Here is a 13,093-nt window from a genome sequence, read left to right as displayed (position 1 = left end):
GAATAAATCATCTAATGGGCATGCCGATATGTCGATTTAGCATGATTCCGGCGCGGAATACACCGGCTGTGGGACGGCTGATGTTGAGGCTGGCGCCGATGGCGTCTGTGCAGGCTTTGGCGATGGATAGTCCGAGGCCGTGGCCGGGTTGGTTGGCCATGCGGGTTGCGTCTCCTCGATGGAATGGTTGGATGAGGTCGGCCGTGGCTTCGGGGTGGTCCGGCTGTCTTGTGGTGTTGGTGATGCTGATGGTGACGTGCTGCTTGTCGTCGTGGATGGTGCAGGCGATGGTGCCGTGGTCGGTGTTGTGGATGATGGCGTTGCGTATCAGGTTGTCCACGGCGAGCGAGAGGTAGCGCGGGTTCGTCTCGATGAAGGGGCCGTGGTATGCGGCGAGTCCGTCGGCGTCGATGCGCAGGTGACGTGCCTGCGCCTGTTCGCGGTGGGTTTCGAGCGTGTCGCGTACGATGCGGGCAGGGTCCACGGCTTCCGTGCTGGTGTCGGGCACGGTCTGGATGCGGGAGAGTTCGAGCAGGCTGTTGATGAGTTCGCCGCTTTTGCGGTTCGCTTCGATGGCGTGGCGGATGGCTGGTCTGACGTCCTCGGGGAACCGGTCCTGGGCCATGAGCGCTTCGAGGCTGGTGCCGATGGTCGTGATCGGTGTTTTCAGTTCGTGGCTGGCGTTGCGGATGAACGATCGTTGCAGTTCGTTGGATTGCTCGATGCGGTCGAGCATCGTGTTGAGCGCGTCGGCGAGGCTGGCGGTCTCGGCGTCGGGATGATCGAGGCTGATGCGCCCGGCGGGATGGTCGGGGTCGAGTTGGCCGGCCTGGCGGCTGATGGAGTCGAGGTGTGCGGTGAGTTTGCCCGACAGGTTCCAGACGAGGAGCACGGCCAGGAGCGCGGATACGGCGAACACGGCGAGCGATCCGTAGCGCATCCATTGCACGACGCCGTCCCTGACGGTGAGCACCACGCCCTCCGTGCCGCCCTGTCCGGCGTTCGGGGTCGGAATGGTGCCGGTCACGTCGCAGGGGTCCGCGTTGCATGAGTCGGCCGTGCCGGGAACCCCGTCCTGGGGTGTTGCCGGTTCCGTCGTGATGGTGTTCTGATTGCTGCCGGTGGCGATGGTGTCCACCTGATGCTGGAACGCCCAGTCGAGCGAGATGTTCTGCACGAGGATCACGGCGAGGAGCATGCCGAGCAGGAGCAGTCCGACGGTGACGGCGAGGCGGATGCGGAAGCTGGCGGGTTTGCGCGGGTGCGCGGCGTGCCCGGCCGGCTGGTTTGTCGTGTCGGTGTCGGTCATGGTATACGGTATCCCTCTCCGCGCGACGAGGCGATGAGCGAGGGGTCGGGCAGTCTGCGCCGTAGCGAGTAGACGGCGGTCTTGACGAGGTCGGGCTGGTCGTGCGCCTCGGACGGCCACAGGGATTCGAGGAGGGCGCGGGTGTTGATCCACCCGCCGTCGGCGCGCAGCAGTTCCTCCAGGAGCGAGTATTCGCGGGGTGCGAGGTCGAGGGGCCGGCCGTCCGCGTAGGCGAGCCGTCTGACGGTGTCCACCGACAGACGTCCCCGTGAGATTACGGTGGGCGCGTCGTCCGTGTCGCCTCGGCGCAGGAGCGCGCGGATGCGGGCGAGGAGTTCGGGGTAGGCGAACGGTTTGGGCAGGTAGTCGTCGGCCCCGAGGTCGAGGCCGTGCACGCGGTCCTCGATGCTGCCGGCCGCGGTGAGCATGAGCGTGCGCACGGGGATGCGCAGCCTGTCCACGGTGCGCATGACCTCGTCTCCGGAGAGCACGGGCAGGTCGCGGTCGAGGAGCATCACGTCGTATTCTCCCCGTGAGAGCAGGTCCAGCGCCTCGACGCCGGTGCCTGCCAGTCCGGTCGCGTATCCCTCGTGCCTGAGACAGTCGTCCAGCACTGCCGACAGGTCGGCGTCGTCCTCGACGATCAGGATCCTCGCCATTCTTATTGCCTCCGATTCCTCGCATGGTCTCCATGCGATTGCCTTCGTGCTCTCCATTGTGCCCGGTGTGGGTGTGTGTTAGGTGAGCGCGACACGCACCCATCGCACACGGAGAGCCGGCTGTAATGGGCATCGTCCGGCAGCCGCCGGGCCAAAGCATCGCCCCGGCAGCGGCGAACCCATGCAAGGGAGGAACACATGCGAACCACATCCGTATTCAGACTGGCGGCGGCCGCGGCGCTGGCCGCCATGCTGGCCGCGCCATTGTCGGCATGCGGCCAACAGCAGCCGACGCAATCATCCGACGCGCCCTCCGCGACGACGTCGCAGGACGCGGCGCCGAAGACCGACAGCCAGGGCGGCGACGCGCCGCAGGGATCGAACCCGGCCTCGAAACAGGCCGCCGAACGATACCGCGACTGTCTCACGGCAGCGGGAGTGCCCGCGCAGATCATGGACGGCAACTGGGTCGTGCTCCAATGGACCGGCGACGGCTCCGGCTCGGTGTCCTCGGGGTCCACGGACGGTGACCGGGACAAGGCCATCAAGGAATGCCAGGCCAAGGTGCCCGACTACCACGATCCCGACTTCAACACCAAGTAGACAGACCGGCACCAGCCGATGGAAGGGAAAACCACCATGACCACCAGCACATCATCCATCCTCCGCCAAGAAACGCTGCGCAGGGCCGCCGCGCTGCTGTCCTGCATGGGACTACTCGTCTCGCTGACGGCATGCTCGACGCCCTGGAGCCGGGACACGGCAGACGACGCGCAGACATCCGGCACCAGAATCGCGCCGAGCATGAGCGCCCTGTTCGACCAGTACCTCGCCAAAGACACACTCAGCCAGTTCGAGCGCGACGTGCTCCAACGGGCCAAGAAGACCGGCAAGATCAGCGCCGAGGACTACGAGACCGCGCACGACAAGCAGGCCGCGTGCATGGCCGAGAACGGGTGGCAGGAACAGACCCGCAAACTGTCCAACGGACTCTACCAGACCACCGGTGTGACGCCGGTGCCATCGACCGACGCCGAAGTGAACAAGTACATGGAGGCATCCAACACCTGCTCCGAGGGCACCAGCAAGATCATCGAATCCCTCTACCAGCTCCAGCAGGGCAACCCAGGTCTTCTGGCCGACCCGTACGATACCGCCGTGGAATGCCTGAAGAAAAGCAGCCTCGTCGATGACGCCTACACCGGACGCAAACTCGAAAACGCGTTGAACGGGGACGGAGCGTCCAAGGGACTGCCGTTCGACGCCTCGTCGGACGCCGCCCAGTCATGCTTCACCGGAGCCGGCCTCGCCGTCAACATCGGCTGACGAACAAGCATCCGACGAAAGGAAACGACCACATGAAAACACGAATCCTGACCCCGCTGATCCTGACCGGGCTGGGTATGCTGTCCGCGGGCGTGCTCGTCACCGCGCTCGTCATCCCCACGCCCACACCCGACGGACTGTCCGCGGCCACGAGCCCAGACACCGTCACAGCCAGCCGCCAGCAGTTCGACGACGAACGGACCGTCGAGGCCTCGTTCGAGACCAGCGCGGAACAATCGATCACCTCGCGCGCCGCCGGCACCGTCAGCGAAACCCTGTGCACGCCCGGCCAAGCGGTCGAATCCGGCAAACGACTGCTGTCCGTGGACGGCAAACCCGTCATCGCCCTGCACACCGACACGCCCCTCTACCGCGAGATCGGCACCGGCGACACCGGGCCCGACGTGCTCGCCCTGCAACAGGAACTCGCCCGCCTCGGCTACAACGCCGAAGGCAACGGCACCTACGGGTGGCGCACCAAGGACGGCGTCAACCAGCTGCTCTCGCAGGCCGGCGACCGCAACCCCGACGGCAGGATCGGACCGGCCGACGTGGCATGGCTGCCCCAAGCCGCCGCCACGCCAACCCAATGCACGGCCGGACTGAACGCCAGCCTGACGGACGGTGCCGAAATCATGAAGACCGGCGGCCAGCTGACGGCCATCACCTTCCCCACGCCGGAGAACCTGAGGGAAGGCAAACGCACGTTCACACTCTTCGGCGTCAAGACCAGCCTCGACAAGACCGACGGCAGGATCAGCGACCAGAAATTCCTCGACCAGGTACAGGCCAGCGACGGCTACAAGACCACCCTCGCCGACCAAGGCGGCAAGAAACCCACCGCCACCCTCGCGCTCGAACAACCCATCGACGCGATCAAGGTCCCGCCCTCCGCCATCACCGGCCAGAACGGCACCCGCGCCTGCGTCTCGCCCGACGGCAAACAGGCCATCCCCGTCACCGTCATCGGCTCCGCCCTCGGCGCCACGCTCATCCAACCCGAACAATCCGACGCGACAATCGGCAAAGTCGCCCTCGGCCACAAACTCGACGACATCCAATGCCCCGCCGCAACGCAGCACTGACACAAGGAGGACGCGCATGAGCACCAGCATCCTGCCCCTCGAAACGGTCGCGGACCCCGTGCCGGCACGGCCAATCAACTCCGCGCGGCCCGCGGCCGGCGGAATACCGTCGGTCACGGGAGAACACGTGGGCCACCGGTTCGCGGACGGCCCCTGGCTGTTCCGCGACCTTGACTTCACCCTCACGACCGGCGAAGCCGTCGGCCTGTGCGGGCCGTCCGGCTCCGGCAAATCCACCCTCCTGTCCATCATCGCCGGCTTCGAGCCGCCCGCCGAAGGAACCATCCGACGCAGCCGGGTCAACCGCGTGCGCTGGGTGTTCCAGAACCCCCACGGCATGCCGCGGCGCACCGCCATCGACCACGTCGTCCAACCACTCCTCGGCCAAGGCATCGACCGCACGCAAGCCGAAGACGAAGCCATCGCCATCATGAGCACGTTCCACCTGACCAAAGTCGCCGCACGCGAGTTCCGTGAACTATCCGGAGGCGAAGCCCAACGCCTCATGCTCGCCCGTGCCATCGCCAGCAAACCCGACCTCCTCCTCGTGGACGAACCCACCGCCCAACTCGACCAGCGCACCGCCAACGACATCGACTCCACCCTCACCGGACTCGCGCAAGGCGACGCGATCGTCGTCATCGCCACCCACGACCCCAACACCCGGGCCGCGTGCACCCGCGTCATCGACCTCGCGTGGCACAACCCGAACCCCAACATCGACACCAAGGACGACACACGATGAAACCAACCGCCATCCTGTCCGAAGCATGGCGCAACATCGCCACCGGCACCACACGCGCCCTCGCCTGCGCCGGCATCCTCACCCTCATCGCAGCAGGAACCGCCATATTCGACCTGACCGCCATCACCTCCCTCCAACACGAATCCCGACAATGGGCCACCAGCGCCGCCGCCATCCACATCATCTCCGGCAGCAAGCAAATCGACCCCACCACATGCGCAAACCTCACCCAAACCACCGGCACCACAGGCGACACCACCACGAACCCCATCCAAGCGGCCGGCGCGCTCAAAAGCAACGGGGAAATCACCCTGACCGCCATGCCCGCGGCCCCACTGGACGCATGGCAGGCCACGCCGGGACTCGCTAACGTGCTCGGCGTCGGAGCAAGAGAGCAAACCCAACCCGGCGTATGGATCTCCAGTCAACTCGCCGCCACCCTCCACGCGCGAGAAGGAGACGACCTGCCCACGACCCAGGGCGTCATGCACATCAGCGCGGTCTTCCCCTGGACCGACGACAGCCGTGACCAACGACTCGCCTACGCGATCATCACCCCCACACCCATCAACGCCGGCCAGCAATGGGACGAATGCTGGGCCGCCATCAACCCCGCCAACCCCGACGCCGAAGACTTGCTCAACACCACCGCGACCGCCATACCCGGAGCCGCGCCCGCCACCCAAACCAAACAAGCCAACACCATGCTCGGCACCAACCCCGACCTCGACACCCGCTACCGGCAGCGAACCACACGCCTCATGCTCGCCATCACACCCATCGCCGCATTCGCCATCGCCATCATGGCCACACGCGCACGACGTATCGAAATAGCCGACGACCTGCACATGGGAATACCCCGCCAAGGCATCCTCGCCACCAACGCGCTCGAAACCCTCGCATGGACCCTGCCGGCAATCCTCGCCGCCACCGCCATCACCTACACCACGGTCCGCTGGACCAGCGGACACGCCAACGCGATCACCCTGACAGCCATCCAACTACCCGCACTCACCACAGCCCTCATCACCGCGCAAATCGGAGCCGTCATCGCCATCACCGCCATACACGACAACCAACTCTTCGCCTTCTTCAAAAACAGACAGTGAGCATGAGGAAAAGGTTCCGGTTCAGACTGCCATACGTCTTGATTAGAGGGCGAGCATGTTTTCCAATGACAAGCCCGCCCTCTATGCATTGCCCCTTTGTCGGGACGCTTGAAGTTTATCAGTTGTGGGTCACTTCCTGAGTGGGGGAATCCGCCATCTTGCAAATCCCGGGTTATGCTGTAGTAAAACCCTTTACTAAAGTTTGCGGGGAGGATGTCATGGCCACGCTCAAGGAAGTCGCGGAACGGGCCGGGGTGTCGCAGAGCACGGTGTCGCGCTTGCTGAATGACCCGTCGTTCTCCATCAAGGAGGAGACGCGTCGACGCGTGCTGCGCGTGTGCGAGGAGATGGGATACCGCAACGTGTTCCGTCCCGCGATCGCGGTGTTGGATGCACCTCCGTCCGGGGAGGAATTGCAGGATGCGTACTTCGCCGATCTGCGGAAGGTTCTTGCGGAGTGTGCGGAGTCGATGGAATTGGACCAGCCCACGTTCATCAGGTCCATACACGAGTTGACGGAACGTGCAACGGAGTTCGATGGGTTCATCACCGTGGGAGCCACGGTGTTTCCCGAAGCGGACCTGCGCGCCCTGCATGCGGTGCTTCCGCATGGCGTGTGCATCGACACGAATCCGGCGCCGCACCTGTTCGACTCCGTACGTCCCGATCTGTCGCAGACGATGCTGGATGCCCTGGACGCGATGATCGCGGCGGGCCGCAGGCGTATTGCGTTTCTCGGCGGCGTGGGCAGCATCATGGGCATGCATGACTATCCCGAGGACATCCGTGAACTGTCGTTCCGCCAGTGGGCCGCGCATCTGGGATTGGAAACGGACGGATTGGTGTATTCGTCCGGCACGTTCACCGTGGAGAACGGCTACCGTCTCGCGGAGCAGTTGGTGGCTGACCATCGTGAGGCCGGCAGCATGCCCGATGGGCTGATCGTGGCCGCCGACGTGCTCGCGGTGGGGGCTTTGCAGGCGTTGAATGCGCTGCGCGTGGCGGTTCCCGACGAGTTGGCTGTGGTGAGTGTGAACAACCAGTCGATCGCCCGGTACACGTCTCCGTCGCTGAGTTCGTATGCGATCGATCAAAGGGAGTTGGCCCGTATGGCGTTCTCCACCTTGATTGATGGGTTGAAGCATGAGCGGCGGGTGCGGCGTCACATCCTGCTGACGACCGAGCTGGTGCCGCGCGCAAGCTTCGTTCCTCAGGCGTAAGACGTCGTCTCGAAGACGGGCGGCACCGGTGTCGATTTTGCTGGAAGGAGTTTACTTCAGCTGGCGGCCGGCGCACCAGACGTGTTGGGCGGTCCAGTCGGTGGGGTCGAGGAGGTTAAGGTCGGCGGCGTATCCGGGGGGCGATCAGGCCGAGCGGCGCACCAGTGACGGGGTTGAGCCTGTCGAATCCGAAAGCGCGGGCCGGGGTGAGGGTGGCGGCTTCGACGGCGGCGACCGGGCTGAAGCCGAGTTCGTTGACCGCGCGCTGAACCGCGACCTCCAACGTCAAGGTGGAGCCGGCGATCGCACCGTTGGACACGAGCCGTGCATGGCCATCGATGACGTTCACGTCGAGTTCGCCGAGCTTGTACGCGCCGTCGGGGCAGTCGGTGGCGGCCATGGCGTCGGTGACGAACGCGATGCGGTGAGGCGCGAGGCCGAAGCCGAGCTTGACCATCGGGTTCTGCACGTGGAAGCCGTCGTTGATGAGCTCGATGGTGACGCGCGGGTCCTCGACGGCAGCCGGGATGGGGCCGGGTTCACGGTGGTGCAGGCCGTTCATCGCGTTGAACATGTGGGTCATGATGCCGGCACCCGCGTTGAAGCCGGCCTGGGCGGTCTCGTAGTCGGCGTCGCAGTGGCCGACCGCGGGCACCACGCCGGCGGCCGCGAACTGCTTGATGGCGCCGATGCCATGCTCCAGCTCGGGGGCGATGGTGATCTGGCGGATGCAGCCGAGCTTGCCGGCGGCGGGGTCGGCGCCCGAGGCGTCGAGCATGCGGTCCACGAGTTCGGGCACCGGGTCCTTGAGGCAGTTCGGGTCGTGCGCGCCCTTGCGCTTCAGGGCGAGGAACGGGCCTTCGAGGTGGCAGCCGAGGATGTCGGGGCGGGTGGCCATCTTCTCGTGCACGGTGCGGATGTTGCGGCAGATCACGTCCATCGGGTTGGTGATGAGCGAGAGCACCTGGCGGGTGGTGCCGTGGACCGCGTGGCCGGCGCGAGCCACGTCGATGCCGTCGGGGCCGTCGTCGAAGCTCTTCTCCCAGGCGCCGTGGGCGTGGATGTCCACGTAGCCGGGCGTGAGGATGCGGCCGGCCGCGTCGATGACCGCGTCGTTGGAGTCAGCTGGAACGGCCGGGTCGATGCCGACCGTGCGGCAGGCGTGCTCGAACGCCTCCTCGCCGGTACCGTCCGCGGCGGCGAAGCCCGTGGCCACAATCACGCCACGTGCGTCCGAAACCACCCAATACCCCGATTGTTCGCCGCAGGCGTCCACCTTGCGCGCCCCGCGAATCGCGACCGGCTTGGCCTCGCCTTCCAACGCCGCCGTCACGCGGGCGACGATCTCATCTCTGTCCTGCGTCATGATTTCCTTCCTGCATATGGGTTCGGGCTCCCTCTTGGCGAAGCAAGAAGGAGCCCGAATCGTTCGTCTGCCGATCAGATGCCCTGCCAGGCGGGCTTGTGGGCGTAGGCGTAGCGGTAGTAGTCCTTGTGGCGCAGGCGGCTCGCGGCCTCCTCGTCGATGATGACGGTCGCGTGCGGGTGCAGCTGCAGCGCGGAGGCCGGGCAGAACGCGGAGACGCCGCCCTCGACGGTCTCCTCGATGGCCTCGGCCTTGCCCGCGCCGAACGCGAGCAGCACGAGGTGACGGGCCTTCAGCACCGTGCTGATGCCCTGCGTGATGCAGTGGGTGGGCACCTGGTTGATGTCGTTGTCGAAGAATCGCGCGTTGTCGATGCGGGTCTGCTCGGCGAGGGTCTTGACGCGCGTGCCGGACGCGAGGGAGGAGCCGGGCTCGTTGAAGCCGATGTGGCCGTCGGTGCCGATGCCGAGGATCTGCACGTCGATGCCACCCGCGGCCTCGATGGCCGAGTCATAGGCGGGACCGGCGGCGGCGATCTTGTCGCCGTCCTCCAGCGGTGCGCCGTTGAGCACGTCACCGGGCACATGGACCTTGGCCGGGTCGAGGCCGAGGGGTTCGACGACCGTGCGGTGGATGGTGGAGTGGTAGGACTCCGGGTGGGTCAGCGGCAGGCCCAGATACTCGTCGAGCGCGAAGCCGCGCACCTTGGAGACGTCGATGTGCTCCTCGTGCACGATCTTGGCGAGGGCGCGATAGGCGGCCAGCGGGCTGGAACCAGTGGCCAGACCCAGCACCGCGTCCGGCTTGGCCTTGATGAGGTCCGCCACGCAGCGGCCGTAGATCTCGCCGGCCTCCTCCTCGTTCTTGACGATGATCACTTCAGCCATGATTGATTGCCTCTTTTCCTGTGGATTGTGTTTGGGAAATGTATATATACGTGTACGGGCGGCGGCATGGTGGTGCATGCCGCCGCCCGTTGCCGGTCAGATGAGTTCGAGGTCCACGTCGAGGGTGAGCGGCCTGCCGGCGGACAGCTGGTAGGCCGTGTGGACGGGGGCTCCCCAGGAGTCGTCTCCGCCGACTCCCATCTGGGCCGCGAGCAGACGCAGGTAGTTGTGGCGCGGCTCGGGCAGGTCCTCATGGCGGCGCGCGGCTTCGATCGTGTAGGTGTTCCAGGGCAGCAGGCTGGCCGTGAAGTGACGGTCGCCGCGTTGGGTGACGCGCAATCCGTGGCCTTGGATGTCGGTGGCTTCGAGCCAGCGGACGTCCTCGTGGCTGCCGGTTTCCTGCACCATGAGATACGGTGCCATGCTCGTCTTCGCGGTGGCGTTCCAGATGCCGAGCTTGCCGCCCTGCTTGCGGTCGCGGTAGGTCTCCTCGGGGCCGGGGCCGTAGTAGCGCAGGTGCTCGTATTCGCCGGGCAGTTCCCATTCGACGCCGAACGCGGGCAGGCTGGCCGCACCGGTGGCTCCGCCGGGGTATTCGACGGTCAGTCGCATGAGCATGTCGGCGGTGATGCGGTAGGAGACCGTCACGGGCGTGTGTTCCGGGTCGGCGAGCTCGTACCGGTATTTGGCGGTGAGCCCTCCGTCGTCGGATTGCGCGATGCTCGTATCGGTCACGACGGCGTAGCGGCCGGCCGCGAACCATGCGGCGCGGTCGAATCCGGAACGGTTGCCCCGGTCGTTGTCGGTCAGCGGGCGGAAGGTGACGAGTTCGGGGCGTCGGATGACCATTTCCCGGCCGTCCCGCTTCCAGGAGACAATGCCTCCCTGGGTGCGCGACAGGAGGATTTCCTCGTCGTCGCGGCGGATGCCCGCGTTCCATCGGCCGAGCGTGACCGTCGCGCGGCCGTCGTCGTCATGATCGGTCTCGGTGATGTCCCGTTCGGGGTTGAGCGTGCCGGTGAGCTGGCCGAACGCGAGCTCGTAGCCGGCCGGCGCCCATGCGGTGGCTTCGGCGGTCAGGAGATCGACCTCGTAGGTGACCTCGCGCGTATTCCCGTCCGTGTCGATGTCCGGGAAGGCGATGTCGTGGCGCTGGGTGTCTCCGGCGGCCACGTCGAACCGGTAGTCGGCGTGCCAGATCTCATGCCCGTCTTCGAGGAGCCGTGCGGCGAACACGTAGCCGTCGGTGCCGGCGAACAGGTTGCGGTTCTCGATGGTTACGCCGTGTCCGTCGGGGGTGAGCTTGACCGGTGAGTACAGCTGCTTGACCTCCTGCGCCTTGGGGCTGGGCGTGCGGTCGGCGAACACGATGCCGTTGCCCACGAATTCGTAGTCGGTCGGCCGGTCGACCCAGTCGCCGCCGACGCTGAGGCGTTCGCTCCCGTCGGTCAGGCGCTGGACGAGCCCCTGGTCGATGTAGTCCCAGATGAACCCGCCGGAGTAGCGCTCGTACTGTTCGAGGTCGATGAACTCGCTCAGACCGCCGCACGAGTTGCCCATGGCGTGCATGTACTCGCAGCTGACGAACGGCTTGTTCGCCTCGCCCCGTTCGTCGCCGTGTTCGAGCCAGTCGCGGATTTCGTCGGGCTTGGCGTACATGCGGCTTTCGAAGTCGCTGATCCCGTCGTAGGCGTGGTTCCAGTTGACGCCTTCGTAGTGGACGGGGCGGGACGGGTCGAGCCGGTGCGCGTGCGCGCTCATGGCCTTGAGGACTTCGCCCGCGTAGGATTCGTTGCCCAGTGACCAGACGAGCACGCTGGGATGGTTGCGGTCGCGCAGGATCATGCTGTCCAGCCGGTCGATGCACGCGCCCAGCCAGGCCTCGTCGTCGCCGGGGACGGAGGTGCCCACGGGGATGTCGCCGGGGCTGTTCCAGCTGCCGTGGGTCTCCAGGTTGGTCTCGTCGATCAGGTAGATGCCGTATTCGTCGCACAGCTCGTACCAGCGTGACTGGTTCGGGTAGTGCGAGGTGCGCACCGCGTTGATGTTGTGGCGCTTCATGAAGCGGATGTCCCACAGCATGTCCTCTTCGGTGACGGCACGGCCGCGCCGGCAGTCGAACTCGTGGCGGTTGACGCCGCGGAACACGAGACGTTTGCCGTTGAGCTTGAGGATGCCGTCCTCGATGGCCACATGCCGGAAGCCGATGCGGGTGCGTGTGGTCTCCAGGACCTTGCCGTCCGCGTCGAGCAGGGTGACGGACAGCTCGTACAGGTCGGGGCGTTCGGCGCTCCAGGAGGCCGCGTCGTCGATCTCGGCCTCGGCGTGCAGCGTTCCGGCCGCTTCCGTGGCGGTGCGCCAGACGATGGCGCCGTTCTTGTCCCGCAGTGCGAGTTCGGCCGTCGCGGCGTTCGCGGCGCCGTCGATCAGCACGCCCAGCGAAAGCGATCCGATTGACGTGGCGGGCTCCCAATCGGCCTCGGCGTGGATGTCGGAGACGTGGGCGGCGGGCCTCGCGTTGAGCTCGACGGAGCGGAATAGGCCGTGCAGACGCCAGAAGTCCTGGTCCTCCAGCCAGCTCGCGCTCGAATACTCGTAGCAGGCGATCGCCAGCACGTTGCCGTCCTTCCTGATGACGTCCGTCACGTCGAACTCGCTGGGCGTGAAGGAGTCCTCGGCGTATCCGACGAACGCGCCGTTGAGCCACACGTAGATGGCGGTGGCCGCGCCCTGGAAGGCGAGCGTCACCGTGCGGCCCTCGCGGATGGCCTGGGCGACCGCGCCTTCCGCGGAGAACTCGCGTCGGTAGACCGCCACATGGCCATGCTCGGGGATGGCCGGGGCCTTCGGGTCCTCGTGGCCGTCCCACGGGTACTGCACGTTCACGTACTGTGGGTCGAGCAGCCCCGCGGTCTCCAGATGCGAGGGCACCTGCACCCGGGAGAACGACGAGTCGTCGAAGCCCGGTGCGGCGAACAGCGGCGACACGTCGCTGATCCAATCCGGCCCGTCGCTCGTCCCGTCGGGGAAGCTGTTCGCCGGCGCCGTCTCGACGCGGACCCGCCATTCGCCGTCGAGGCTCTGCTTGAGATCGGTGCCCTCGCCGACGGAGGGGGCGTGCGACCAGCATGCATGGTCGGAATGGGCGTCGAGCCGGTGGACCGCGTACACGCGCGGGTCGGCGAGCCATGCCGTCGTCGGCATGGACGGGGAGACGATCGGATCGCCGTTCTTCCGCTGATCGTCGGTTGTGTTCATGATGTCCTCGCTTTCGCATCGGATTGCGTCGCGTCGTTGCCGCCGCAGTTCGGGAGCCTCCGAATGTGACTCCTTGCACAACGATGATAAAGATATTTACTAATTTATGCAACTTCTTGCGCTTGTCCC

Annotated in this window: 10 protein-coding genes and 1 pseudogene; 6 read left to right on the top strand and 5 right to left on the bottom strand. The window is 66.1% G+C overall.

The features are described from left to right. Positions 1–7 precede the first annotated feature (7 nt). Positions 8–1,309, bottom strand: coding sequence for a sensor histidine kinase (locus tag EMO90_RS06745; protein WP_043164823.1), 1,302 nt, complete (start codon positions 1,307–1,309; stop codon positions 8–10). Then, a complete protein-coding gene (locus tag EMO90_RS06740) occupies positions 1,306–1,968 on the bottom strand; it encodes a response regulator transcription factor (RefSeq protein ID WP_043164825.1) in 663 nt (220 codons plus the stop codon). Before EMO90_RS06740 ends, EMO90_RS06745 begins: the two co-directional genes overlap by 4 nt. 198 nt (positions 1,969–2,166) lie before the next feature. On the opposite strand from EMO90_RS06740, the gene EMO90_RS06735 reads away from it, so the two are divergent. The 6 genes from EMO90_RS06735 (at position 2,167) to EMO90_RS06710 (ending at position 7,453) form a co-directional block, all read left to right on the top strand. After that, positions 2,167–2,571, top strand: a complete 405-nt coding sequence (locus EMO90_RS06735; RefSeq protein ID WP_044088990.1) for a hypothetical protein — start codon at positions 2,167–2,169, stop codon at positions 2,569–2,571. Positions 2,572–2,607: 36 nt separating this feature from the next. Then, complete coding sequence (locus EMO90_RS06730; protein WP_043164829.1) at positions 2,608–3,294, top strand: hypothetical protein; 687 nt, start codon at positions 2,608–2,610, stop codon at positions 3,292–3,294. A 32-nt stretch (positions 3,295–3,326) separates the two neighbouring features. Continuing rightward, complete coding sequence (locus tag EMO90_RS06725; RefSeq protein ID WP_044088989.1) at positions 3,327–4,379, top strand: peptidoglycan-binding protein; 1,053 nt, start codon at positions 3,327–3,329, stop codon at positions 4,377–4,379. Positions 4,380–4,395: 16 nt separating this feature from the next. Next, complete coding sequence (locus EMO90_RS06720) at positions 4,396–5,124, top strand: ATP-binding cassette domain-containing protein (RefSeq protein ID WP_081886556.1); 729 nt, start codon at positions 4,396–4,398, stop codon at positions 5,122–5,124. Then, positions 5,121–6,233, top strand: a complete 1,113-nt coding sequence (locus EMO90_RS06715; RefSeq protein WP_044088988.1) for a hypothetical protein — start codon at positions 5,121–5,123, stop codon at positions 6,231–6,233. Before EMO90_RS06720 ends, EMO90_RS06715 begins: the two co-directional genes overlap by 4 nt. 218 nt (positions 6,234–6,451) lie before the next feature. Beyond that, the gene (locus EMO90_RS06710; RefSeq protein WP_044088987.1) at positions 6,452–7,453 is read left to right on the top strand and encodes a LacI family DNA-binding transcriptional regulator; all 1,002 of its coding nucleotides are present in this window, start codon (positions 6,452–6,454) and stop codon (positions 7,451–7,453) included. Between the two features lie 51 nt (positions 7,454–7,504). Here EMO90_RS06710 and nagA read toward each other — a convergent pair. The 3 genes and pseudogenes from nagA to EMO90_RS06695 form a co-directional block, all read right to left on the bottom strand. Continuing rightward, positions 7,505–8,819 (bottom strand): annotated as a pseudogene (nagA, locus tag EMO90_RS06705) (N-acetylglucosamine-6-phosphate deacetylase). A 74-nt stretch (positions 8,820–8,893) separates the two neighbouring features. Beyond that, positions 8,894–9,706, bottom strand: coding sequence for a glucosamine-6-phosphate deaminase (gene nagB, locus EMO90_RS06700; RefSeq protein WP_044088984.1), 813 nt, complete (start codon positions 9,704–9,706; stop codon positions 8,894–8,896). 96 nt (positions 9,707–9,802) lie between these two features. Next, complete coding sequence (locus EMO90_RS06695) at positions 9,803–12,964, bottom strand: glycoside hydrolase family 2 TIM barrel-domain containing protein (protein WP_150334963.1); 3,162 nt, start codon at positions 12,962–12,964, stop codon at positions 9,803–9,805. Between the last annotated feature and the right edge of the window lie 129 nt (positions 12,965–13,093).

It is taken from the genome of Bifidobacterium vespertilionis, assembly GCF_008698145.1.
In the GTDB taxonomy this organism is placed as follows: Bacteria; Actinomycetota; Actinomycetes; order Actinomycetales; family Bifidobacteriaceae; genus Bifidobacterium; species Bifidobacterium vespertilionis.
Note: the sequence above shows the minus strand (reverse complement) of the source record. Positions and strands in the feature narration are given on the sequence as shown.